The following is a 25243-nucleotide window of genomic DNA, read 5'->3' on the forward strand; positions in this document are numbered from 1 at the left end:
TCACGTTTCAAAAATATAAAAAATTTGAAAAGACAAATATGCTCTCTTTTTTACTTTTGTTTCAATTTGTATCCCTCCCTAAAAGATATAATTTAGTACAAAAATAAACATACAAGGATATTTTTGTACTAAATTATATGACATAGCATATCATAGCATAGCATAGCATGGCATAATAATACAATTTTGTAATTATATTATATCACGTAACATGACATAACAATGCAATTTTGTAATTATATTATATCATATAACATGGCATAACAGTACAATTTTGTAATTATATTGTATGACATAACACGACATAACACGACATAACACGACATAACACGACATAACAATACAATTTTGTAATTTATATTTTCTACATATGAAGGGTTGGGGTACCTGTAGTAATGGAACAGAAAGTTACAACTTGATCTCAATTATTTCCATATATACAACAAACACTTACTAATCCTAAGCTTAGCAATTTATTGTTATTACAAATTTACAGTATTATTCATACAGGCTTTATTTTTGTCGAAATATAACTTACTTAAACAAATTTCCTTAGCGTACGCTAAGGAAATTACAACCCCATAAATGTAATAAATCTTGTTTAAATAACTTGAATAATAAATGCAATAATGATGTGACGTCTAAAAAGATATTAAAATATTTAGAAACGCTAAAGATACCTTCAAAATATATTTCAGCTATAAGGCGATGTGAAGAATTTTTCGATAAAAAAGGATGCATATTGGATAAAAATGACTCTAAAAATGATATAGATTTAAATAGTTTAATAGAAAAAGAATGTTTTGATAACAAATATTATATTTTTTATTTGACAATAATATTTTGAAATGATACCATTATGTAAATAAGTGGAGCTGTTGCATTAGCATAAAAAATTATGCTAATGCGACAGTGCTTTTTTAACATTTTATAGAAATTCACACGATGATTTAAAGCAAAATAAACTTGATAACTTATTTTCCTATAAACACATTTGTGCATTATTAAGTTTTATTTTTTTGAAAAAAAGAACGTACCTAGATTTAATTTACACAAATCTAGGTACGTTCCTAACAATTAGCTTGACTTTACGTCTATGTTTGAAAACCTATAATACTGTATTTTTTAATCTGGATCATTTATGTTACAGCAGATATCAAAATTATTACCCTTTTCCTTAGAATTTGTCTTTTCACCTTCTGATCTTACTTTAATCAATTCTCCTACAATACTTACTGCAATTTCTTCTGGCGTTTCTGCTCCTATACTTGTACCTATTGGTGAGTAAACACTTTTAATTTCTTCTTTTGTATATCCCTGATTAAGTAGTTCAGCAAAAATCTTATCTCGTTTACTCTTACTCCCTATCATGCCAATATACCTGGCATTGCTGCGAAGCACCTGCTCTAGAACAACTCTATCATAAAGATGTCCCCTAGTCACAATCACTAAATAACTATCTTTATCAATATGTAAATTCGGTAATTTGTTAAATGAATCAATGACCATAAGTTCTGTAGGTTCCGAAAATCTGCTGCGATTAGCATACTCTTCACGATCATCTAATACTACTGTTCTAAAACCAACTGTCTCACTTAAAGGTGCAATTCTTTGAGATATATGCCCTGCCCCAAAAATATAAACTGTTCCTTCAGGACGTAGAGGCTCTACTAAAAAACGCTGATTATCTATTACTTCAGCATGTATGGATATTTTTGCTGGTCCAGCTATCAGCTTCTCCAAGATATTTGGATCGCAATCAATTTTACCAATGAGAGTTTTATCTGCTTTTACTATGCATTGTTGTCGTCTCAAATTAGAAGTTCCAGATACATTATCCAGCACTGTAATAAACCATGCCTTTTCTCTCTTTTCCTGAATTTTTACTACTGTTTCATAAATCATTCGATTATTTTCATTCTGAGCATCTATAAAGTCTATTAAAACCTCACCTTTACCACCACAAATCATATCCATAGAAGATACATCATTGTGAGTTAAATCAAAAGACTGCATTACAGTTTGTTTTAAAGACAGTGACTTTTTAGCAAGATCTATAGCATCAGCTTCTAAACGCCCTCCACCTATGGTTCCAATAATTGAACCGTCATTTCTAACTACCATCTTTGCACCAGCAGTACGCGGTGCCGAACCAGTTTTATCGAATATAGTTGCTACTACAAAACTTTCTTCTTTCTGTAAAAGTTTTACCATCTCTTTATATAATTCTTTCATTTATATACCTCCATATTTATTAAATATAAGATAAATTAACGTTTCAAAACGTTTACTCTTAAATTTTATAACAAAATTTGTGATTGTTCAACTGAATTCATTTCAAACCCTACAGCCCTGAAGTTGGTTTATTTACCATATTTTTATAAATTGCAATGTAAAAATTACCTATATCAGAAAAAACAATCTATATGTTACTATAGATTGTTTTTTTATATTTATTTTATTTTCAAAACTCTGTAATAATTAAAAACTACTTTTATTGACTAACCCCGTGTAATTTAATATAATCTCCTCTAAAGTAAGTTATTCCAAACCCAATCGGCTTGTCTTTAACATCATTTAATTTTTGCTCTACAACAAATAGCGCAACCTCATCATACATTTTTAAAAGCTCTTTTATCTCTTCTCCAGGCATTTTAGCATACATCACAATTTCCTTATTTAAACTATAAAGAGAAGCCCTATTGGACATCATTTCTGGGAAAGTAGCATTTTCGATCTCATTTTCTATAATTGGAACTCCCTTTTGGTATATTAGATATTTTAAATCATAAGCCATAGGATCCCCTTGTGTATAAAACAATCTTCTAATTCTTATTATCTTTCTATTTTTACTTATACGAAGATTAGTTGCAAGTTTATCATCAGGCAAAACAACATCTACAGATAGAAGTTTTATGCGATCCACATCATTTATCAAATTGTTTCTCTCACTATAAAAAATAGTATATTTGTTGTAATTAGGCTTTTGTACAAAATATCCTTTTCCTGGTATAGAATATATGTATCCATCATTGGATAAAATAGTAAGTCCCTTTCTAACCGTCATCCTGCTTGTACTATATTCACTACATAAAGCTGTTTCAGAAGGCAAATCATCCCCTGTTTTAAGTTCGCCACTAATAATTTTATCACGTATATCATCAGCTATTTTACAATATATAGAGTTTTTCATTATTTACTACTCCTTATTAAATTTCATCTAATCCATATAAAACAATTTTAACATAATTATAATATTAGAATTATAAAACGTCATTGTCAATATTATAGGCTTTCAAAAATTAAGTCATTAATAAACAGAGTCCTGAGCATACATAAAATTTAATTTCAAGTACACTTAAGACTCTATGATCCAGATGCATATTTGCCTCTTCTTCCCAAGTGATAGCTCAAGTAATCACTTTATTATCTAGAGATGGGGGTCTCAGAAATGGAAGTTTAAAACTAAATAATAATCTGGTAAATATAAACTGTAATTTATTTACTAAAAAAATTACAGATATAAACTATATATTTTTTAATAAGGCAATAACCTGTATATACATGTTAGTATATGTATACCTTGTATTTTCATTATATATCAGTTATTTGTGTTTTGTCAACGTTTTTATTACAATTCTTACTACTTCCGATAATATATTTAAGTAAAATGTACGTTCCTTAATTCATATTTACTGTTTCACAATTAGTGTCGAAAAATAGTGCTTATAAATAAAAAGTATTGATTTATGTAAAAATCTATGATATTATGAATATGTATTAAAAGGTTAATAGATATCCCCTATTTATCCACATGCTCCCCCATGTGGGTTTTTTTTATATAAATTAAAAGCCTACCTATAAGTAGACTTTTAATTTGTATAAAAAACTTACTTTTTGTTTTTATTATATTTTGCTCTATTTGGTTTAGCCTTAGGTTTTATCTTTATGTTCTTTTCTTTTTGTGAACCTTTTACATCATATATGGCACCGCTTCTTAAATCCACAAACCATAAAAATAAAACTAAAAATACAGCAGAAGATATGTATTGCCATACACTCCCATTTAAGTTATATCTAAAATAGGCCGCTATTATTGTAGGCAAGAAAAAAGCTGCTATAGACAATAAAAGAATTATCCATCTGTTTGGATGAAACTTGTATAAAATACGTATTTTTAATTGATTATATACAAATAAAAATATTATTGCAATAAATGCTACCTGTAATAGTACTTGTAACCATAAAGGCATTTGTTCTCCCCCCTTAGTTTGTCTATATATATTATTATATACTTTCTAACTTATATCAATACCTTTTCTATTTATTTGTCTGAAAACCTATATGACAGTAAAATTTCTAAGCAAATAACTAAAAAGGCTGTCCATTTTAGACAGCCTTTTTTAGAATATATATTTTTCTTTTCCTGGTTTTCTGCTAAATACAGTCACATCATCAATTTCTTTTTGTTGACATACAAATCTAGTCATTCTTTCAACCCCGAAACCAGCTCCTGCTGTTTTAGGAAGTTCTCCTCTTTTTGCAAGCTCAATGTAGTTTCTAAGTAAACTTTCATCCGTTTTAGCTTCTCTCATTCTTGTAATTATTCTATCATATTTATATTCTCTTTCTCCACCACTTAATCCTTCTACATAACCCATAGGCCATATTAAATCATAGTTTCTATAAGTACCCCTGTTATCCAAATCCTCAGCATCATAGAATTCTCTCTTATGGTTTATTAACCAGAATGGTTGTGTTGCTTTTTTTGAAGCTATATCTTCAAAATCATCTCCATATTTTGCTTTTAACTCTTGAGTTGTATGTCTCTCAAAAGGACCTGTTATATCTAAGTGAGATGTTCCTATTCCTAATTTTTCAAACTTATCCTTACATTCTTCTTTTATATAGTCAAATACGTATTTTATGAGACCTTCCATAAATTCAAATATTGTATCCATTGTACCATTTTTAAATTCAAAATCAACTTGAGTAAACTCAAATAAATGCCTTTTATCTCCTCTTTCTGGTAACTCTAATCTTACATTTGGAGATACAATATAAATTTTTTGTAAGTTTGGACTTGAAAGAGCTATTTGTTTATGAAATATCATGGACTTTGTTAAGTTAAATTCTTGTCCTTGATAAGTAATTGCACACTCTTCTACGCTGTGACAAAGTGGATCTGTTATAGGTGCCAGCATGTTAGGTAAAAGTCTAACTACTCCATTTTTATACATATAATCATCTACTGCCCTCAATATAGCTTGTTGTATACCAAGTATAGTAGGTAATTTTTCTCTTCTAACTTTTTCCATAGTTTCATCTAAAAGTTTTAATTCCTTTTCATCTTTCAATACATATGTTTTCATATATGTGGCCTCCCTGAACATTTATATAAATTCTCAATGAATATTTTTTCTCTAGTTTCATTACCAATATAATAATACTTTTTTATATATTTTGCAATATCATTAATTAATATTATGTTTTTTTATAAATTTATCATTTTACTACGTCTAAAATTAAAAATTCATAAATTATTTATTAATGATAAGGTTTACAATTATTAATTTATCAAAATTTCTGTTATAATGTTATTGTACATATACTAATTTAAAGTTTTCAGAAAAAATACGGATAACTTTAAAAGGAGGAATATAAATTGAGCTTAAAAATTAATGGTTTAGATGACTTAGACCTTCAAATTCTTGAAATTCTTTTGAAGGATTCAAGGACTCCTTTTCTAGAAATAGCTAGGCAATGCCATGTAAGCGGTGGAACCATACATGTTAGAGTTAAAAAAATGGAAGACATGGACATAATAAAAGGTACTAAGCTTATAATCGACAATTCAAAAATTGGATTTGACGTATGTGGCTTTATAGGCATTTATTTAGATAAAGCTAAGTCTTTTAATAATTCACTAGATGAATTAAAACAAATAAAAGAAATCGTGGAAATCCATTATACAACAGGAGATTACTCTATATTTGTAAAGGTTCTATGTAAAAATATCACTGATTTACAAAATCTACTTATGAATAAAATTCAATCCGTAGATGGAGTTCAAAGAACTGATACAATAATATCTTTATTTCAACCTGTAGATAGAAGCATTGATATCGATGTTTTAGATGAATAACTTGCTACTTACCTTCTTTTTTCATTTTCTTTTTATTTAAACTCATAAATTTTATAAAATATGCAAATAATATTTTTGTATAAAAATAAAAAGGAGATGTAATTATGAGGACATTAGATATAATTGCACTAACATTAGTTGTAATAGGTGCGTTAAATTGGGGACTAATTGGTTTTTTTAGATTTGATCTTGTAGCATCACTATTTGGAACAATGTCCACAGCTACTAGAGTAATATACGCTCTTGTAGGACTAGGAGGGTTGTATGCACTTTCGTTTTTCGGAAATGAAAGAAGCACTGGGGATACAAAAGAAGTCAAATAAGGCATTTGAAAGAAAATAACAAGTCAAAGATGCGACGAATATTTTTTATCAGACAAGGAGGCAGGTTCCGCAGATAGTGAATCCTATCTAAGGGTTCTACCGACGCAGTATGATAAAAAATAGGCTAGCATACTGACTAGTTATTTCTTTGAAAATGCCTTATTATAAGCGTAAGTGGAAAACAATTATAAAAGTCTTCTACTTACGCCTTAATTTTGCATACTATCTGAGATTTTTCTTAATTCCTCTATTTAATGTATTTTCATAGTTTATAAACTCATATACATCATCTGAAAAAAGAGAGCTAAACTTTTTCAATTCATCTACAGAAACATCTTCTATAGCCTCATCTCTTTCTTCACAATACAATACAATTTCACCAATTACTTTATGGGCATCTCTAAAAGCCATTCCTTTATTAACCAAGTAATCAGCTGCTTCTGTAGCATTTAAAAATCCTCTTTTAACAGCTTTAAATGTATTGTCTTTTTTGATTTTTAATGTGGAGAGCATACCACTCATAACTTTAAGACAGCTTAATACAGTATCTAAGGAGTTAAAAAACTGTTCTTTATCTTCCTGCATATCCTTATTGTAGGCAAGAGGAATGCCTTTCATTGTGGTCAGCAGTGACATGAGCGAACCGTATACTCTCCCTGTTTTGCCCCTTATGAGTTCTGCAGCATCGGGATTCTTTTTCTGGGGCATTATACTGCTTCCTGTAGAAAATTCATCATCTATCTGTACAAAATCAAACTCTTTACTGCTCCATAATATAAGTTCTTCGCTTAAACGGCTTAAGTGCATCATTATTATAGAAAAATTTGATAATAACTCCAGGACATAATCCCTATCACTTACCCCATCTAAAAAGTTATCTACAGGCTTTTTAAAGCCTAATTCTTTTGCAGTAAAACTTCTATCTATATTATAAGTTGTTCCAGCAAGAGCACAGCATCCAAGTGGATTTTCATCCATAATTTCAACCGCATTTGATATTCTTGCCTTATCTCTTTTTAACATATTGTAATACGCCATTATGTGATGCTTAAAAGTTACAACTTGTGCCCTTTGAAGGTGTGTATACCCAGGCATCATTATATTGTTATTTTCTCCAAGATTTTTAATTACATCTTGAAGTTTCTCTATATTCTTTATAACTTCTAATGCACTTTTTTTACAGTATAATCTAAAATCCACTGCTACTTGGTCATTTCTACTTCTAGCAGTATGAAGCTTCTTTCCTACCTGTCCTACTCTCTCTATTAAATTTACCTCTACAAAAGTGTGTATATCCTCATAATCTCCTTCTATTTTAAGTTTTCCATCTTCAATGTCACTTAAAATAGATTGCAGTCCTTTTAATATGGATTCTCCTTCTTCTTTAGACAGTATATTGCATTTGGAAAGCATTTTTACATGAGCCATACTTCCCTCTATATCTTCACTATAAAGAAGTTTATCAAAGCTAAGAGAACTATTAAAGTCCTCCATAAGTTTGCTTTCAGACTTTTTAAATCTTCCTCCCCAGAGTTTCATACTAATTTGCCTTTTCCTTTTTTACTGCAGCTCTTATTTTAGAAGGTAAGCTGAAGATCTTAATAAATCCATCTGCATCTTTATGGTCATATAAATCACTTGCACCAAAAGAAGATATACTTTCATTAAATAGAGGATGTAGGGCATCTATACTTGCTGGCATTATATTTCCTTTATATAACTTTAATTTTACTGTTCCTGTTACATTTTCCTGAGTAGACTCAACAAAAGCATCCAATGCCTCTCTAAGGCTTCCAAACCAAAGTCCATCATATACAAGTTCACCATATCTTTGAGATACTAATTGTTTATAGTGAAAAGTATCCTTGTCTATAGTTAATCTTTCAAGAGCAGTATGTGCAGCATATAGTATTGCTCCACCAGGAGTTTCATATACACCTCTTGATTTCATGCCAACTAATCTGTTTTCTACCATATCAACTATTCCAATTCCATTTTCTCCACCTATTTTGTTTAGCTGTTCCATCATATCTAAAGGACTTAATTCTTTTCCATTTAATTTTTTAGGCTCCCCTTTTTCAAAATAAAGTTCTATATATGTGTCTTCATCTTTGGCTTTTTCCGGTGTAGTAGTCATAAAGTACATACTTGTTTTATGCTCATTTCTTGGATCTTCCAAATCCCCACCTTCATGACTTACATGCCAGATGTTTTTATCATTTGAATATATTTTTTCCTTAGTTACAGGAACATCTACTCCCTTTGAATTTGCATAATCTATAGCATCTTCTCTGGACTTTATGTCCCATATTCTCCAAGGTGCTATTATCTTTATTGTAGGATCAAAACTTGCTACTCCAACCTCAAAACGTACCTGATCGTTTCCTTTTCCTGTACATCCGTGAGCTATATATTTTGCTCCTTCTGCATGAGCTATTTCAACTAATCTCTTGGCCATAAGTGGTCTTGCAAGAGATGTACCTAAAAAATACGCATCCTCATACAATATATTGGCCTTTACTGCCTTAAATAAATAATCTTTTACAAATTCTTCCTTTAAATCTTCAATATATACTTTAGAGGCACCTGTTTTAATGGCTTTCTTTTCTACTTCTTCCATGTCATCATCTTGTCCTACATTTATACAAGCTGCAATAACCTCTAAGTCATAATTTTCCTTTAACCAAGGAATAATAATTGATGTATCTAATCCTCCTGAATATGCTAACACAACTTTATCTTTCATGAATTTGCCCTCCATATATATTTAAATTTTAATAAACAGCTTAGATAAATAAAAGTATTTAAAATACTGACTTTTTATTTTAAAACTTTATTTAAAAATTCTTTAGTTCTATCTTCTTTCGGATGTGAAAATACTTCCTCCGGAGACCCCTCTTCAACTATCTTTCCTCCATCCATAAATATAACCCTATCAGCTACTTCTCTGGCAAACCCCATTTCGTGAGTTACCACTACCATTGTCATACCTTCCTTAGCCAGATCCTTCATTACATTCAAAACTTCCCCCACAAGTTCAGGATCTAAGGCCGATGTTGGTTCATCAAACAACATTATATCCGGATTCATTGCAAGAGCCCTCGCAATAGCAACCCTCTGCTGTTGTCCGCCTGAGAGTTTAGATGGATAATATTCCATCTTATCTGCAAGTCCCACCTTACTTAAAAGTTGCTTAGCTCTTTGTAAAACCTCTGACTTTTTTTCTTTTTTTACAACTAGTGGAGCTTCCATAACATTTTGAACAGCTGTCATATGTGGAAATAAATTAAAATTTTGAAAAACCATTCCCATTTTTGTAGTTATCTTTCGAAGCATTTTTTTGTCCTTAGGGTTTAGCTTATCCCCTTCTATAACTATAGTTCCACTATCCAATTCCTCCAGATGATTTAGACATCTTAAAAGTGTACTTTTTCCTGATCCTGAGGCCCCTATAACTACAAGGACCTCACCTTTCTTTACTTTCACATTTAAATCTTTAAAAACTAAAAGATTATTAAAACTCTTAGTTAAATTAGATGCTTCTATCATATATTCATTTTTATCTAAACCTTCGCCATTATTTAAAATAGCATTTTCCATAAATCAAACCTCCACTTAAAATTACTCTAATTTCTAACTGTAAATGGCCAATCTTCTTTCGAATATTCCAAATACAGTTGTAAATACAGTTGTCATTATAAGATACAATATTGCTGCAGTTAAAAATACAGATATTGGGTCAAAGCTACTTGCATATATCTGCTGAGCTGACCTCATAAGTTCAACCATAGCTATAGTAGATACCAATGAAGTATCCTTTAATATGGATATAAATTCATTTCCTACTGGTGGTATTATTATTTTCCAGGTTTGTGGTAAAATAATTTTCCTCATAGTCTCTACATAACTAAATCCAAGAGCTTTTGCTGCTTCAAACTGTCCTTTGTTTATAGACTGTATTCCACCTCTTATTATCTCAGCCATATATGCACCACAGTTTAAACCAAGTCCTAATATAGCTGCGGTAAAAGGAGTAAGTTCTATTCCAATAAAAGGTAATCCATAGTAGAAGAAAAATAGCTGCAGCAGTAAAGGCGTTCCTCTAAATATCCATGTATAAAAACTTGATACTAATTTTAATACGATATTTTTAGACAATTTCAGAAGTGCCAAAAATACTCCAAGCATAGTTCCTAATATCAAGGTGATTACTGTAAGTTCAATTGTCATTACGCTACCCTTTAATAAAATAGGTAATATATTTTTAATAAATTCTATGTTCACTTACCTTACCCACTTTCTTTTTGCATATACTATTTATATATATCTTCTCCAAACCATTTAGTAGAGATTTTAGACATTGTTCCATCTTTTTTTAACTCATCTAATGCTTTTTGTACTGCTGTTTCAAGTTCCTTGTCTCCCTTTTTAAATCCTATTCCCATAGGTTCATTGGTAAGTTTTTCATTAAGTACTGTATATTTTCCTTTCTTGTCAGGGCTAGATATATAATATTTTCCAACTGGTTCATCTACTATAACAGCATCAATTCTTCCTATTAATAAATCCTGAAGTTCTTCTGTAGTCTTATCATATTTTTTAACTTCTTTTATGCCTTGTAATGTTTGAACAACTTTCTCACTAGTTGTACCAAGTCCCACTCCTACTTTCTTTCCAGCTAAATCTTTTGAAGTCTTAATTGCTTCATTTCCGGTTTTAGTAACTATAATTTGTGCATTTTGTATATAAGGTTGTGAAAAATCTATTTGCTTTTTTCTCTTTTCGTCAATACTAAGTCCTGATATTATAGCATCAAATTTTCCAGAGTTAAGTGCTAAAATTATTCCATTAAATTCAGTACATACAAATTGAGTCTTTACTCCCAGCTTTTTGCCTATAGCATTTGCCATATCTATATCAAAACCTTTAAGTACGTTTTGGTTATCTCTAAATTCCATTGGTGGAAAAGAATCTTCAAGACCTACCTTTAGAACTCCTGCTTTTTTTACCCTCTCTAAAGCATTCTGTCCTTTTTGTCCATCTCCACTATTACTGTTACTGCTCCCACATCCTGCAAATAAAGCAGCTGCAAAAACAATTGTCAACATCACAATTATTGTCTTTTTTAACTTCTTCATTTTTTTTCCCCTTTTCTATAATTATTATTTTTAACTCCTTAGGTTAAATATATAAATAATTATACATTTAATATTATAATTATTCAATACCTTTTTTGTTTTTTTCATACTATTTTTATTCAAAAATAAAAGAGGCTGCTGCAATAGCAATTTCTTACATTGCTTTGAACAGACCTCTGTTTATTACATATTCCTGTACTTTTCCATAGTTCCCTTAAACAATTCTGCCGTAGAAGGAGGACTATATGAAATAGCGTTTGCACCTGCCTCTATCGTTTCCTCTATACTTTCCTTAGTCCTTCCCCCTGTAGCTATAATAGGAATATCCTTATATTTTTCTCTTATTTTCCTCACAAGAGAAGCACTATTCTTACCTGCAGATACATTTAATATGGAAGTTCCCGATTCCATTCTCTTTTGAATATCATCTCTTTCAGATACTACTGTAACTATAATAGGAATGTCAATAGCCTCTCTAACAGCTTTTACAATTTCATTAGATGTAGGACTATTTAATACTACCCCCATAGCTCCAGTAAATTCAGCATTTAATGCCAAGTTTACAACTCTTTTTCCTGTGGTAAGTCCACCCCCTACACCGCAAAATATGGGTACATCAGAAGCTGTAACTAATGACTCTGTTATAACTGATTGTGGTGTAAAAGGATAAACTGCTAAAATTGCATCTGCATCTATATTTTTTATAACTGCTATATCCGTAGTAAATGCAAAAGATTTTATTCTCTTTCCAAAAACTATTATGCCGCTGGCCTCTCTTATTACACCAGGGAAATTTATCATATGCCCCCTAAGTACTCCTCTTATCTCTGGTACATACTTAACATCTTTTTTATTAATCTTCTCACCCATTTTTATATCTCCCAAAATCTATTTTGATATTGTCTCTCTTACATATTATTGTATATTAAAAACATCAAATATTCCATAAAATTTATTTTTATTCTAAACTGAAAATAATTCTTCTGCTATCTTTACAGTTTCTCTAGCATCTTTAGCATAATAATCTGCACCTATCATATCTGCATAATTTTGATTTAATACTGCTCCACCTACTACAACTTTACATTGAAGTCCCTTATCTCTTATAGCATCTATAGTCTTTTTCATATTACTTACAGTGGTTGTCATAAGTGCACTGAGCCCTACTAGCTTTACATTATTTTTTATTACAGCCTCTACTACTTCGCTAATATCTACATCTCTTCCCAAATCTATAACTTCAAATCCATAGTTCTCCAAAAGTACTTTAACTATGTTTTTCCCTATATCATGTATATCTCCTTTAACAGTAGCAAGTACTATTTTTCCCCTGGATATCTTATTTTCGCCACTTTTAAGCATATCTTTCTTTATTATTTCAAAAGATTGTTTTACAGTTTCAGCTGATTGTATTAGCTGTGGTAAAAATATATCCTTGTTCTCATATTGTATACCCACCTCATCTAACGCTGGAATTATATAAGAATTTACTATATCTACTGCCTTCTTACTTTTCAAAAGCTTACAAGTTAGCTCTACAGCTTCCTCTTCCATTCCATCAATAATCGCATGTTTTAGATTTTTATCATTTTCACCTGAATTAGGAATATCACTTCCCCATTTTGCTTTTTCACCTTCAGATTTACTGCTATATTTTTTTACATATTCCTTCCCTTCTTTATCTATGTTTGTTAAAACCTCAAAAGCTGAAATGATATCTTTAACACCTTTATCTCCTGTATTTATTATTGGCAAGTCAAGTCCTGCCTGAAGAGCAAGTGCAAGAAAAGTTCTATTTAATATACATCTTCTAGGTAGTCCATAGGATATATTGCTTACACCAAGAGTAGTCTTTACTCCAAATTGTTCCTTTAAAATCTTTATGGCCTTTATTGTCTCAAGGACTTCTTTTTGCTGGGCAGATGCAGTTAACGTAAGACAATCAACTATTATGTCCTTTCTCTTGATTCCATAATTTTCAGCAGTTTTGATTATCTTCTCTGCAATCTTTACTCTCCCCTCTGCAGTATCAGGTATTCCATTTTCATCTATAGTTAGGGCTATAACACAGCCTCCATACTTCTTTACTATTGGAAATACTTCTTCCATGCACTTTTTTCTACCATTTACTGAATTTATTATAGGTTTACCATTATAAACTCTAACTCCAGCCTCTAAAACTTTAGGATTTGGACTATCTATATCTATAGGTAATTGTACTACTTTTTGTATTGCTTTTACTGCTTCTTTCATAGTTTGAACTTCATCAATCTCAGGAAGTCCTACATTGAGTCCAAGTATATGCGCTCCTTCTTCTTTTTGCTCCACTGCTTCTTTTTGTATAAAATTTACCTTTCCTTCCTTAAGCTCTTTCTTATAAATATCTCTACCTGTAGGATTAATTCTCTCTCCTATAAATTTTATTCTATTACCTAAAAGCACAGTATCCCTGGCTGAACACACTGCAGTATAATTTTTTTCTTTTATCTCTAAAGGTACTGTATTTTTCAAACTTTCTATCATGGTTTTTATAAAGTCAGGACTTGTTCCACAGCATCCTCCAAAAAATCTAACTCCTTTTTTTGCCATAATCACCACGTTTTTCGCAAAATCATCTGAAGTTATATCATAAATCGTATTTTCACCATCATATTTGGGGAGTCCTGCATTAGGCTGAACTATAACCGGTATAGAAGAATACTTTAAGATTTCATCTACAATATCTTGCAATTCTTCCGGTCCCAAGGAACAATTCACTCCAAGGGCGTCCACTCCCAACGATTCAAGTACAAATACCATAGTTTTAGGATCTGTTCCCATTAAAGTTCTTCCATCCTGCTGGAAAGTCATTGTACAAAATATTGGAAGATCGCTATTTTCTTTTGCTGCAAGAATAGCTGCCTTTGCTTCGTATAAATCAGACATAGTTTCTATTAAAATTATATCTGCTCCCGCTTTTTCCCCTATAATAACCTGACTTTTAAACAATTCATATGCAGATTCAAAACTTAAACTTCCTGTAGGCTCCATAACCTGTCCTGTAGGCCCTATATCAAGTGCTACTAATTTATCCTTTGCTTCTTCCTTTGCAATTTTTACTCCAGCTGTAATTACATCTTTTATTGTATAATCAGAAGAACTATATTTAAGTTCATTAGCACCAAAAGTATTTGTTATTATGATATCTGATCCTGCATTTAAATATTCCCTATGTATTTTTCTTATAATCTCTGAATTTGTTATATTTAATGTTTCTGGAAGCTCGCCTACTTTAAGACCTGCTCTTTGAAGCATGGTCCCCATAGCTCCATCAAAAAAAACAAATTTGTCGTTAAACTTATTTAATAAATCTTTAAATAACATTTCCTGCACTCCTTTTTCAAATACAAGTTTCGTGTCCAAATTATTTAATCCATTACTTCTTGTATAAAATTTTAAACTTTAAACAAATTTTCTACAATACATCTAAATTATTTAATATTTCATAATTGTATAAATATACATTAATATTATTCAAAATTAATATTTATTTACGCAGCCTTCACACCTTAAAAATATTGCGCCGCAATATTTTTGAGAGGACAGATGACAATTGACAGAGGACAGTGAAGGAAGATTTTTCTCCGCTGCACTACGGAAAATCTTTAATTCAAAAGAAATTCATGTTCTTTTATTTCTTAGAAGTACTCTCTAAGTAAGCAATTATCTAAAAATCATAAATTTTAGATGCCTACTTAAGCGACGTTTTGCATTAGCAAAACAAGCCTAAAAAATAAATTAGTTTTCTGACATAAGGAAGAAAACTTACCTTCACTGTCCTATGTCCTCTGTCAATTGTCCTCTAAAAAATTGCTTTGCAATTTTTTTAAACTGCGAAATATATTTTTATTAAATTATACAAAAAAGCTGCCCTTCAATCAGAAAAGCAGCTTTAAATTTGACAAAATCAACTTTTCTATCTTTCAGAATTCGTTTTATTCTGCAGGAATTAGCACCGATGCACTTTAGTGCCGGTTGTTGGGTTTCACTGGGCCAGTCCCTCCACCTCTCATGATAAAAGTGCTTTAATATTAATACTTTAACTATCAATTGTCAATACTATTTATATCATTATTTTACTATAATTCGTAATATAAAATTTTCTAAATATTTTTTTATTTTTCTATTGACAAACCTTATCTATGTCTGGTATGATTTTCTCAATCGAATACGGAACTTCTTATCCAGAGTGGCAGAGGGACTGGCCCTATGATGCCCGGCAACCTGAATGATCATTTTCATTCAACGGTGCTAATTCCAGCAGGTTTTAACCTGAAAGATGAGAAGCATGAAGATAACATCTTCTTGTAACTTATCTTACAAGAAGATTTTTTTATTCTGCCAGGTCATAGAAGTTTCGCTCAAAATATTAAAAAGTATTAGGAGGAAGAAACAATGAGTGAAAAAAGAAAATTAGGATTTGAAACATTACAAGTACATGCAGGCCAGGTGCCTGACCCAACTACAGGTGCAAGAGCAGTTCCAATCTACCAGACTACATCCTTTGTATTTAAAGATGCCGATGAGGCCGCAGACTTTTTCCAGCTTAAAAAACCAGGAAATGTTTATGCCAGGATAATGAACCCAACAGAAGACGTATTTGAACAAAGGGTAGCAGCCCTTGAAGGCGGCAGCGCAGGCCTTGCTACATCTTCCGGACTTGCAGCAATACTTTACGCTGTATTAAATGTAGCGAGTGCAGGAGACAATATAGTTTCAGCCAGCACACTTTATGGCGGAACTTATGAATTGTTTTCAGTAACTTTAAAAAAGTTAGGAATTGATGTAACTTTTGTAGATCCTGATGATCCTGAAAACATCAGAAAAGCTATTACAGATAAAACTAAAGCAGTTTATGCAGAAACAATAGGTAACCCTAGAATAAATGTTTTGGATATAGAAGCTGTGGCAAACATAGCTCATGAAAACAAAATTCCTCTTATTATAGATAATACTTTTGGAACTCCATATCTTGTAAGACCTATAGAATATGGTGCAGACGTAGTTGTTCATTCTGCAACTAAATTTATAGGTGGTCACGGAACTACTTTAGGTGGAATTATAGTAGATGGTGGAAAATTTGACTGGGCAGCAAGCGGAAAATTCCCTGACTTTACAACACCTGATGAAAGCTATAATGGGCTTGTATATGCAGACCTTGGACCTACAGCTTTTGCTACAAAAGCCAGAGTACAACTTTTAAGAAACACAGGAGCAACACTAAGTCCACAAAGTGCTTTTTATTTCTTACTTGGACTTGAATCACTTTCTCTTAGAGTAGAGAGACATGTAGAAAATACACGAAAAGTAGTTGAATTTTTAAGTAAACATCCAAAAGTTGCATGGGTAAACTATCCTGAACTTGATGGAAGTCCATACAAAGAATTAGCTAAAAAATACCTTCCAAAAGGAGCAGGTTCAATATTTACTTTTGGAATAAGGGGTGGATCTGAAGCAGGAAAGAAATTTATAAACAGCGTTAAATTGTTCTCCTTACTTGCAAATGTAGCAGATGCAAAATCATTAGTAATTCATCCTGCAAGTACAACTCATGCAGAGTTAAATGAAGAGCAACAAAAAGCTGCTGGAGTTACTCCAGACCTTATAAGGCTTTCAATAGGTGTGGAAAATATTGATGACATTATATACGACTTGGATCAGGCTCTTGCAAAAGCTTAATAAACAGAGTTCTTGGCATCAGATGGAGTTTTAACTCCACCTGATGCTTAGAAATCGTTATCCAGGGACGTAGCTGCTCTTTACTTCCACTTGGAAAAGTGGAAGTATTAGAGCAGGTAGTCATCGGATAAATTAATTTAATTTGTCTCCCATAATTTTATATTATTTCAATTATAAATAAGGGATGGCATTCTAATTAATTAGTATGTCATCCCTTATTTATGTTTTTAAATAGTTGAAAGTTGAGTTAAGTATACTTAATTACAATTTTCAATTTTCTCTATAATAGCTTCAGTAAACCCACTTGTAGTAGTATTCCCCCCCAAATCTCCTGTTAAATATTTACCTTCTCTAAGTACAGCTTCTACAGCTGTCTCAATTTTATTTGCCGCTTCTGTTTCCCCTAAATAGTTAAGCATCATAACTCCTGAAAGTATTATAGCCGTTGGATTTGCTTTATTCTGTCCTGCAATATCGGGAGCTGAACCATGGGCAGCTTCAAACACTGCTGCATCTTCTCCTATATTGGCTCCTGGCACTAGTCCAAGTCCACCTATAAGGCCTGATGCCATATCTGATAAAATATCTCCATATAAATTAGGCATAACAAGTACATCATAGTCCTCTGGATTAAGTACAAGTTTCATACTCATAGCATCTACTATTACACTTTCAAATTCAATACCTTTATATTTTTCCGCTACTTTTTCAGCTGTTCTTAAAAAAAGTCCATCTGAAAGTTTCATTATATTAGCCTTGTGAACTGCCGTAACTTTCTTTCTTCCATTTTTAATTGCATACTGAAAAGCTGCCTCTACTATTCTTTCACTTGCCTTTTTAGATATTATTTTAACGCTTTCCGCTATTTCATCATTTATCATATGTTCAATCCCTGCATACAAATCTTCTGTATTTTCTCTAAATATTACAAGATCTACATTTTCATATCTACATTTTACTCCAGTATAGGTTTTTATAGGCCTTATGTTTGCATATAGATTCAGATTTTTTCTAAGAGTAACATTTACGCTTTTAAATCCTTTCCCTACAGGGGTAGTAACTGGCGCTTTCAGCGCTACTTTATTTTTCTTTATACTTTCAATAATATTATCCGGTATTGGTGTTCCATATTTATCTAAAACTGAAGCTCCTGCCTCAAATATTTCCCAGTCAATATCTGCCCCACTCTTATCTATAACTTTTTTTACAGCTTCACAGATTTCTGGTCCTATACCATCACCTTTAATAAGAGTAACTTTATGCGTCATTTTTAATCCTCCAATAATCACTTGTTATTTTCTTTCATCATATTTAAAAGTCCACCAAACTTTATCATATCTCTCTGTCTGCCCGTAACACTAAATACCATTTTATATTCTTCATTTTTATTCTTATTTTTCACAATTACTACATCATTTTTAATTTGTTTTAAAGTATCTTCTATAACCAGTTCATCCATAACATCTATCTTGCCATAATCATCTTGATTTTCAAAGACTAAAGGTATTATTCCATTATTTATTAAATTTGCCCTGTGAATTCTAGCAAAAGATTTAGCAAGAACTGCCTTTACTCCAAGATAAAGAGGAGCAAGGGCGGCATGTTCCCTACTGGAACCCTGACCATAGTTACTTCCAGCTACAATAATTCCTCCTCCATTTTCCTTTGCCTTCTTAGGAAAATCTTCATCACAAGGAGTTAAGCAGTATTCAGCTAAATGAGGTATGTTTGACCTATAAGGAAGTAATTTTGCATTTGATGGCATTATGTGGTCCGTAGTTATATTATCTCCAACCTTTGTAAGTACTTTGCCACAAGTTATATTCTCACAAGACTTTGCCTTTGGAAAAGGCTTTATATTAGGACCTCTAACTACCTTAATATCATCTCCTGTTTCATCAGGAGGAACAATCATATTATCTTCTACAAGAAATTCATCTGGCATCTTAATATCAATAGGTTCTCCCAATTCTCTTGGATCTGCAATATAACCTTTTATTGCAGATGCAGCTGCAATTTCAGGGCTTACAAGATAAATCTTCGCTGATCTTGTTCCAGATCTTCCTTCAAAATTTCTATTAAACGTTCTAAGTGATACTGCATCTGTAGCTGGCGACTGTCCCATACCTATACAAGGTCCACAGGCACTTTCAAGTATTCTAGCTCCTGACCCTACCATAGACGCAAGTCCTCCATTTTGAGCAATCATGTTTAAAACCTGCTTTGAACCCGGTGATATAGTAAGTGACACATTTTCATTAACTGTTTTTCCTTTTAATATATGTGCAACCTTCATCATATCTACAAAAGAAGAATTAGTACAACTTCCTATACATACCTGATTTACTTTAACATCTTTAAGCCGGGTGACTGATACCACTTTATCCGGACTATGAGGACAAGCTACCATAGGCTCAAGAGTAGATAAATCTATTTCTATTTCTTCATCATAAATCGCATCTGCATCCGGCTGCACATATGAAAAATCTTTTTCCCTTCCCTGGGCTTTTAAGAAATCACGTACTGTATCATCACTTGGGAATATGGAAGTAGTAGCTCCAAGTTCTGCTCCCATATTTGTTATTGTCGCTCTTTCGGGTACAGATAGAGTTTTCACTCCTTCTCCCACATACTCAAATATCTTCCCTACTCCACCTTTAACTGTACATCTTCTAAGCATTTCTAAAATAATGTCTTTTGCTGTAACCCAGGGACTTAACTTACCCTTCAAGTTAACTTTTACTATCTTAGGCATATTTATATAATATTCTCCACCGCCCATAGCTACTGCTACATCTAATCCGCCAGCACCAATAGCAAGCATTCCTATACCTCCACCTGTAGGTGTATGGCTGTCTGAACCTAAAAGGGTATCCCCAGGCACCCCAAATCTTTCAAGATTAACTTGATGGCATATTCCATTTCCAGGTCTTGAAAAATATATACCATGTTTTTTTGCCACAGTCTGAATGTAAAGATGATCATCTGCATTTTCTGGACCTGATTGAAGTATATTGTGATCTATATAAGCTACAGATTTTTTAGTTTTCACCCTATTTATTCCAAGTGCTTCAAATTGAAGATAAGCCATAGTTCCAGTTGAATCCTGGGTAAGTGTTCTATCTATTTTTATAGCTATTTCCTCTCCTACTATCATTTTACCTTTAACCAAATGATTTTTTATAATTTTTTGTGATGCATTTAATCCCATTGTTATCCTCCATTATATAGTTGTAGATGAATTTTCAACTTATAATCCATTGAATTCATTATATAAATCTTGCATCTACTCTAGCTAGCCCTTTCTTCTTTTTTTTGTGAAATATCCGGCAGCATCTTATCAACTAATAATTCTAATTCATCATTTCCTATTATGCTAGTTCTTCCTGCTTTATATTGTTCATCCACCCATTCTTTAATCTTAGTAATTCTAGTATCCCATTTATCAACTTTTTCTTCATCTTTTAATCTATAATAGGTATTAATCCAGGCTGCAATTCCAGCATGACCTGAATATTGATTTACAGCTACCACAACTGGTCTTCCCAAAATTTTATCCGTATCAAATATATTATAAATTTCTTCATCTTTTAATATTCCATCTGCATGTATTCCTGCTCTAGTTACATTAAATTCTTTTCCAACAAAAGGAGTTCTAGGTGGAACTGAATATTTCATTTCTTTTTTAAAATACTCTGATAATTCCGTTATAACTTCAAGTTTCATATTTTCAGTACTTCCTTTTATTTGCGCATATTCAAATATCATAGCTTCTAGTGGACAATTTCCGGTTCTCTCCCCAATTCCTAAAAATGAGGTATTTACAGCTGATGCACCATATAACCAGGCTGTTGTAGAATTATTCACTACTGCATAAAAGTCATTGTGTCCATGCCATTCTATACATTCTGAAGGAACACCACAATTGTTCCTAAGCCCATACATAATAGCCTGTACGCTTCTTGGTAATTCCACGCCACTATAAGATACTCCCAATCCAAGAGTATCACAGGCTCTTATTTTTATAGGAATGCCTGATTGCTTCGATAATTCCATTAATTTATTTACAAGTGGAACTACAAACCCATAAAAATCAGCTCTAGTTATATCTTCTAGATGACATCTTGGACGAATTCCATTATCCAACGCTTCTTTAACTATACCTAAATACATATCCATAGTTTCTTTTCTAGTCTTTCTCAACTTTTTAAATATATGATAATCTGAGCAGGACATAAGCATTCCCGTCTCTTTAATTCCCATTTGTTTTACTAATTTAAAATCTTCTTTATTAGCCCTTATCCATGAAGTAACCTCTGGAAATTCATATCCTCTTTCCATACATATTTGAGCAGCTTTCCTATCCTTCTCTGTGTATAAAAAAAATTCCGTCTGTTTTATTATTCCCGAATTATTATCCAAATTATGAAGATAATCAAAAATTCTAATTATCTGCTCTGTAGTATACGGAGGCATTGACTGCTGACCATCTCTAAATGTAGTATCCGTAATATATATTTTTTCAGGTAAATCTTTAGGTATTTGTACTCCATTAAAATTTATTTTTGGAATTTCATCATAGGGAAATACATTTTTATAAAAATTGGGACTATCTACATTATTTAATTTATATTCATAGGAACTTTTTTTCATTTAATTCATCTCCTCGGATTAATATTGGACCTATATTTCAAAATGGCTTTTTGAATTATTTTATACATTATATTTCATATATGAATTTTGTGTCTATTTTTTGTAATTTATATTTATGTACTATTTTTGAATATTTATAAGCACTTTTAGGGCTTATTATTGCTATTTCTATAATAAATATGCTTATATTGTATCACTTTTATTATTGATAAGCAAATATTTATTTGCTATTTTTGACGCTATTTTATATAACGTATTCATTATAGGTCTTTTATAGTGTACAATAGGATTTTTAAATCAAATATTGGCTCCATGCTAATTTAAAGTACTGTATATGTTATAATAAATGTTGTATTATCATGAACTCATAATTAGAATTTTCAAGGAGGAATAATTTTATGTTAAAAACTTTTTTATTTTATGTAGTTTTTTTCTTGTACATGGTCTATTCATTAGTTAAAAAATTGAAATTAGACAGAATTAGAAAAAGTGGTTCTGAAAAGGAAGCTGAAAATTATATATATATATCTGTGAAAAAATGGTCTGATTTTATATTAAAGCTTATAAATGCATCTGTAAAAGTAACCGGTACAGAAAATATTCCACAGGTTCCCTGCCTTTTTGTTTCAAACCATCAAGGTTTTTTAGATATACCTATAATACTATCTTCTTTAGATAGGACTGTAGGATTTATAGCTAAAAAAGAACTAACGAAGTTCAAATTAGTTTCTTACTGGATGAAGCAAATTAATTGTATTTTTATAAATAGAAATGATATAAGAGAATCCATAAAGTCTATAAATAAAGGTAGTGAACTATTAAGTAATGGACATAGTATGGTAATATTTCCCGAAGGCACCAGAAGTAAAGGCCCTAGAATAGGAGAATTTAAAAAGGGAAGTTTAAAACTGGCTTTAAAATCCAAAGTACCTATAGTTCCAATTGCTATAGATGGAAGTTATAAGCTAAGAGAGGGAAATGTACATTCTATGATAAAATCTGCAAATGTAAATGTAACTATATGTAAGCCCATTTATACAGATTCTCTTTCAAGAGAAGAGAGAGAATCTCTATCAGATAACATAAAATCAGAAATAAGTAGACATATTTATTTGGAAAATTAATATAGAATTCATAAAGGAGGACACTGAATGAAATTTATAAAAAAATACTTTAATATACTATCAATCGTATTTATTTTCATATTTCTCATGTCAGGATGTACAAGTAATACAAACTCAAATAGTACTTCCAACTACAGTGGACTTAGAGTTCATTATATAGATGTAGGACAAGGAGATAGTGAATTAATACAAGTAAATGGAAAAAACCTTTTAATAGATGCTGGCCCAAATGAAAGTAGAGACAAATTGATGTCCTATTTAAATAAGCAAAATATTAAAAAACTTGACTATGTAATTGCAACCCATCCCGATGAAGATCACATAGGCGGCATGGGAAATGTAATAAAAAAGTACACTATCGATAAGTTTTATACTCCTAAAAAAATAGTTAATACAAAAACTTTTGAGTATATGATTCAGCAATTAAAAAATAAAAATATGAAGATAGATACTCCAACTCCTGGAGTACAGTTAGACTTAGGTAAAAATACAACTGCAGAAATACTTGCCCCTAACAGTAAGAGTTACCCAGATACAAATAATTATTCAGTAGTATTAAAATTAACTTATGGAAATACCAAATTTCTTTTTACAGGAGATGCAGAAAAAACAAGTGAAATGGAGATGATAGATAAAAATTATGATCTATCAGCTGATGTATTAAAAGTTGGCCATCATGGTAGTTCAAGCTCCACTTCACAACAATTTCTGGATAAAGTTAATCCTAAAATAGCAGTAATAAGCTGCGGGAAAAATAATAAATATGGACATCCACATAAAAATACAATAAATAAACTTAAAAAGAAAAATATACAAATATATAGAACTGATGTAAGTGGAACAATCATACTCACTAGTAATGGAACTAAAATAAATAAACTAGATTAATAAGCGCAGAAAGGAATTGCAATGAATACTCAAATTACATTAAAAAACAATTCAAGGATGAAAGGAATACTACTAGTAGTATCCGCTTCTATGCTTTGGGGTGTTTCAGGACCTGTAGCTCAATATCTTTTTCAAAAAAAAGATATTAGTCCAGAATGGCTTGTAGATATTCGTCTTCTACTGTCAGGATCACTGCTACTTATATTTCTATACTTAAAGAATGGTAAAAAGATCTTTAATATATGGAAATCTAAATATGGTAGGAGAAACATAATTCTCTTTAGTATCATAGGATTAATAGGCGTACAATATGGCTATTTTGCATCGATTAAATACGGGAATGCTGCTACAGCTACTATACTTCAATATCTAAGTCCAGTAATAATTGTATGTTATGTGTCCTTTAAATCTAAAGAACTTCCTACCTTAAGAGAAACATTATCAGTTCTGCTGGCTTTATTAGGTACGTTTTTCCTCATTACTAGAGGTAATATACATAGCCTAGCCATCTCCAACTTAGCTTTATTCTGGGGAGTTTTATCAGCATTTGCTGCTGCATTTTATGTAGTTCAACCAGCATATATTATTAAAAGATGGGGGTGTGATATTGTAGTTGGTTGGGGAATGCTTTTAGGTGGAATATTCTTTAGCTTCATTCATCCATTTTGGAGAATACAAGGAGAATATTCTATTGATTCAATTTTAGGAATTATTTTTGTGGTTGTTTTTGGAACCCTTATTTCTTTTTATTGGTATCTGGATAGTACAAAGTACATTAAAGCTTCAGAAACAAGTTTGCTTTCTTGTATAGAACCTATGTCTGCAACCATAGTGTCAATACTATGGCTTCACATTCCTTTTGGTATATTTGATATTATAGGAAGTATACTTATTGTAAGTACAGTTTTAATTTTATCCTACAACAAAAAATCTTAATATAGGACATACTAAAATAAAGCAGATTAGTTAAACTAATCTGCTTTTATGTATATTCAAGTTTATTACTTTTTAATTCAAAAAATAAAAATGGCTCCGTGGAGAGGGCTCGAACCTCCAACCCTTCGGTTAACAGCCGAATGCTCAACCATTGAGCTACCACGGAACAATAATTCTTCACCTGGCAGCGACCTATTCTCCCACAGGGCCTCCCCTGCAGTACCATCGGCACTCTGAAGCTTAACCTTCCTGTTCGGTATGGAAAGGGGTGTTACCTTCACGTCATTACCACCAGATCTATTATCGAAAATTGCTATT

Annotated in this window: 21 protein-coding genes, 1 tRNA gene, 1 rRNA gene and 2 riboswitches; of the genes, 7 read left to right on the plus strand and 16 right to left on the minus strand. The window is 31.5% G+C overall.

The genetic code is table 11. The features are described from left to right. Positions 1–634: 634 nt before the first annotated feature. Positions 635–847, plus strand: coding sequence for a hypothetical protein (locus WY13_RS21515; RefSeq protein WP_156499014.1), 213 nt, complete (start codon positions 635–637; stop codon positions 845–847). 278 nt (positions 848–1125) lie between these two features. Here WY13_RS21515 and WY13_RS09645 read toward each other — a convergent pair whose 3' ends face one another. From WY13_RS09645 to WY13_RS09660, 4 genes are all read right to left on the minus strand, one after another. Beyond that, positions 1126–2235, minus strand: a complete 1110-nt coding sequence (locus tag WY13_RS09645; RefSeq protein ID WP_063555469.1) for an XdhC family aldehyde oxidoreductase maturation factor — start codon at positions 2233–2235, stop codon at positions 1126–1128. Between the two features lie 259 nt (positions 2236–2494). Then, positions 2495–3193: a GntR family transcriptional regulator gene (locus WY13_RS09650; RefSeq protein ID WP_063555470.1), complete on the minus strand. Its 699-nt coding sequence runs from the start codon at positions 3191–3193 to the stop codon at positions 2495–2497. A 697-nt stretch (positions 3194–3890) separates the two neighbouring features. Further along, positions 3891–4253 (minus strand): hypothetical protein, encoded by a 363-nt coding sequence (locus WY13_RS09655; RefSeq protein WP_063555471.1) that lies wholly within the window; start codon positions 4251–4253, stop codon positions 3891–3893. 150 nt (positions 4254–4403) lie between these two features. Further along, positions 4404–5372: an asparagine synthetase A gene (locus WY13_RS09660; protein WP_063555472.1), complete on the minus strand. Its 969-nt coding sequence runs from the start codon at positions 5370–5372 to the stop codon at positions 4404–4406. 293 nt (positions 5373–5665) lie between these two features. Here WY13_RS09660 and WY13_RS09665 point away from each other — a divergent pair, with 293 nt between their 5' ends. Next, complete coding sequence (locus WY13_RS09665; RefSeq protein ID WP_013237343.1) at positions 5666–6145, plus strand: Lrp/AsnC ligand binding domain-containing protein; 480 nt, start codon at positions 5666–5668, stop codon at positions 6143–6145. Between the two features lie 104 nt (positions 6146–6249). Next, the gene (locus WY13_RS09670) at positions 6250–6468 is read left to right on the plus strand and encodes a DUF378 domain-containing protein (protein ID WP_013237342.1); all 219 of its coding nucleotides are present in this window, start codon (positions 6250–6252) and stop codon (positions 6466–6468) included. Positions 6469–6690: 222 nt separating this feature from the next. Here the strand turns inward: WY13_RS09670 and argH are convergent, their stop codons facing one another. The 7 genes from argH to WY13_RS09705 form a co-directional block, all read right to left on the minus strand. Continuing rightward, a complete protein-coding gene (gene argH, locus WY13_RS09675; RefSeq protein WP_063555473.1) occupies positions 6691–8007 on the minus strand; it encodes an argininosuccinate lyase in 1317 nt (438 codons plus the stop codon). Between the two features lies 1 nt (position 8008). Next, positions 8009–9214: an argininosuccinate synthase gene (locus WY13_RS09680; protein ID WP_063555474.1), complete on the minus strand. Its 1206-nt coding sequence runs from the start codon at positions 9212–9214 to the stop codon at positions 8009–8011. 74 nt (positions 9215–9288) lie between these two features. Then, positions 9289–10068, minus strand: a complete 780-nt coding sequence (locus WY13_RS09685) for an amino acid ABC transporter ATP-binding protein (protein ID WP_063555475.1) — start codon at positions 10066–10068, stop codon at positions 9289–9291. Between the two features lie 33 nt (positions 10069–10101). Continuing rightward, positions 10102–10752 carry an ectoine/hydroxyectoine ABC transporter permease subunit EhuC gene (gene ehuC / locus WY13_RS09690; RefSeq protein WP_023162835.1) on the minus strand — a complete coding sequence of 217 codons (651 nt, stop codon included), beginning with the start codon at positions 10750–10752 and terminating at the stop codon, positions 10102–10104. Positions 10753–10781: 29 nt separating this feature from the next. Next, entirely contained in the window at positions 10782–11606 is an 825-nt protein-coding gene (locus WY13_RS09695; RefSeq protein ID WP_063555476.1) for an ABC transporter substrate-binding protein, read from the minus strand. 183 nt (positions 11607–11789) lie between these two features. Next, entirely contained in the window at positions 11790–12476 is a 687-nt protein-coding gene (locus WY13_RS09700; RefSeq protein ID WP_063555477.1) for a hypothetical protein, read from the minus strand. Positions 12477–12569: 93 nt separating this feature from the next. Beyond that, on the minus strand, positions 12570–14969 hold the full coding sequence (locus WY13_RS09705) for a homocysteine S-methyltransferase family protein (protein WP_063555478.1): 2400 nt from the start codon (positions 14967–14969) through the stop codon (positions 12570–12572). 589 nt (positions 14970–15558) lie between these two features. Then, positions 15559–15666, minus strand: a riboswitch (SAM riboswitch). Between the two features lie 156 nt (positions 15667–15822). Beyond that, a riboswitch (SAM riboswitch) is annotated at positions 15823–15931 on the plus strand. Positions 15932–16040: 109 nt separating this feature from the next. Between WY13_RS09705 and WY13_RS09710 the strand changes: the two genes are divergently transcribed. Continuing rightward, positions 16041–17324, plus strand: a complete 1284-nt coding sequence (locus WY13_RS09710; RefSeq protein WP_063555479.1) for an O-acetylhomoserine aminocarboxypropyltransferase/cysteine synthase family protein — start codon at positions 16041–16043, stop codon at positions 17322–17324. Positions 17325–17581: 257 nt separating this feature from the next. Here the strand turns inward: WY13_RS09710 and WY13_RS09715 are convergent, their stop codons facing one another. From WY13_RS09715 to WY13_RS09725, 3 genes are all read right to left on the minus strand, one after another. Beyond that, the gene (locus tag WY13_RS09715) at positions 17582–18592 is read right to left on the minus strand and encodes an isocitrate dehydrogenase (NAD(+)) (protein WP_063555480.1); all 1011 of its coding nucleotides are present in this window, start codon (positions 18590–18592) and stop codon (positions 17582–17584) included. A gap of 17 nt (positions 18593–18609) precedes the next feature. After that, positions 18610–20535, minus strand: coding sequence for an aconitate hydratase (locus WY13_RS09720; RefSeq protein ID WP_063555481.1), 1926 nt, complete (start codon positions 20533–20535; stop codon positions 18610–18612). An 80-nt stretch (positions 20536–20615) separates the two neighbouring features. Continuing rightward, positions 20616–21977, minus strand: a complete 1362-nt coding sequence (locus WY13_RS09725) for a 2-isopropylmalate synthase (RefSeq protein WP_063555482.1) — start codon at positions 21975–21977, stop codon at positions 20616–20618. A gap of 398 nt (positions 21978–22375) precedes the next feature. Between WY13_RS09725 and WY13_RS09730 the strand changes: the two genes are divergently transcribed. From WY13_RS09730 to WY13_RS09740, 3 genes are read left to right on the plus strand one after another with little or no spacing between them, the layout of a single operon-like run. Then, positions 22376–23101 carry a lysophospholipid acyltransferase family protein gene (locus WY13_RS09730; RefSeq protein ID WP_063555483.1) on the plus strand — a complete coding sequence of 242 codons (726 nt, stop codon included), beginning with the start codon at positions 22376–22378 and terminating at the stop codon, positions 23099–23101. Between the two features lie 27 nt (positions 23102–23128). Beyond that, complete coding sequence (locus WY13_RS09735) at positions 23129–23989, plus strand: ComEC/Rec2 family competence protein (protein WP_063555484.1); 861 nt, start codon at positions 23129–23131, stop codon at positions 23987–23989. Between the two features lie 21 nt (positions 23990–24010). After that, positions 24011–24925 carry a DMT family transporter gene (locus WY13_RS09740; RefSeq protein WP_063555485.1) on the plus strand — a complete coding sequence of 305 codons (915 nt, stop codon included), beginning with the start codon at positions 24011–24013 and terminating at the stop codon, positions 24923–24925. 91 nt (positions 24926–25016) lie between these two features. Here WY13_RS09740 and WY13_RS09745 read toward each other — a convergent pair. Beyond that, positions 25017–25091 (minus strand) — tRNA-Asn (locus tag WY13_RS09745). Positions 25092–25104: 13 nt separating this feature from the next. Continuing rightward, positions 25105–25221: ribosomal RNA gene (rrf, locus tag WY13_RS09750) — 5S ribosomal RNA — on the minus strand. Positions 25222–25243 lie beyond the last annotated feature (22 nt).

The sequence above is a fragment of the Clostridium ljungdahlii genome, from assembly GCF_001636845.1.
In the GTDB taxonomy this organism is placed as follows: domain Bacteria; phylum Bacillota; class Clostridia; order Clostridiales; family Clostridiaceae; genus Clostridium_B; species Clostridium_B ljungdahlii_A.

Bases quoted from the DNA above. Each gene is read 5' to 3' on its own strand.
- WY13_RS09645 (WP_063555469.1), bottom strand. From the start codon at position 2,235: ATGAAAGAATTATATAAAGAGATGGTAAAACTTTTACAGAAAGAAGAA.
- WY13_RS09670 (WP_013237342.1), top strand. From the start codon at position 6,250: ATGAGGACATTAGATATAATTGCACTAACATTAGTTGTAATAGGTGCG.
- WY13_RS09720 (WP_063555481.1), bottom strand. From the start codon at position 20,535: ATGGGATTAAATGCATCACAAAAAATTATAAAAAATCATTTGGTTAAA.
- WY13_RS09710 (WP_063555479.1), top strand. From the start codon at position 16,041: ATGAGTGAAAAAAGAAAATTAGGATTTGAAACATTACAAGTACATGCA.
- WY13_RS09680 (WP_063555474.1), bottom strand. From the start codon at position 9,214: ATGAAAGATAAAGTTGTGTTAGCATATTCAGGAGGATTAGATACATCA.
- WY13_RS09705 (WP_063555478.1), bottom strand. From the start codon at position 14,969: ATGTTATTTAAAGATTTATTAAATAAGTTTAACGACAAATTTGTTTTT.
- WY13_RS09660 (WP_063555472.1), bottom strand. From the start codon at position 5,372: ATGAAAACATATGTATTGAAAGATGAAAAGGAATTAAAACTTTTAGAT.
- WY13_RS09655 (WP_063555471.1), bottom strand. From the start codon at position 4,253: ATGCCTTTATGGTTACAAGTACTATTACAGGTAGCATTTATTGCAATA.
- WY13_RS09700 (WP_063555477.1), bottom strand. From the start codon at position 12,476: ATGGGTGAGAAGATTAATAAAAAAGATGTTAAGTATGTACCAGAGATA.
- WY13_RS09730 (WP_063555483.1), top strand. From the start codon at position 22,376: ATGTTAAAAACTTTTTTATTTTATGTAGTTTTTTTCTTGTACATGGTC.
- WY13_RS09740 (WP_063555485.1), top strand. From the start codon at position 24,011: ATGAATACTCAAATTACATTAAAAAACAATTCAAGGATGAAAGGAATA.
- WY13_RS09715 (WP_063555480.1), bottom strand. From the start codon at position 18,592: ATGACGCATAAAGTTACTCTTATTAAAGGTGATGGTATAGGACCAGAA.
- WY13_RS09685 (WP_063555475.1), bottom strand. From the start codon at position 10,068: ATGGAAAATGCTATTTTAAATAATGGCGAAGGTTTAGATAAAAATGAA.
- WY13_RS09725 (WP_063555482.1), bottom strand. From the start codon at position 21,977: ATGAAAAAAAGTTCCTATGAATATAAATTAAATAATGTAGATAGTCCC.
- WY13_RS09695 (WP_063555476.1), bottom strand. From the start codon at position 11,606: ATGAAGAAGTTAAAAAAGACAATAATTGTGATGTTGACAATTGTTTTT.
- WY13_RS09650 (WP_063555470.1), bottom strand. From the start codon at position 3,193: ATGAAAAACTCTATATATTGTAAAATAGCTGATGATATACGTGATAAA.
- argH (WP_063555473.1), bottom strand. From the start codon at position 8,007: ATGAAACTCTGGGGAGGAAGATTTAAAAAGTCTGAAAGCAAACTTATG.
- WY13_RS09735 (WP_063555484.1), top strand. From the start codon at position 23,129: ATGAAATTTATAAAAAAATACTTTAATATACTATCAATCGTATTTATT.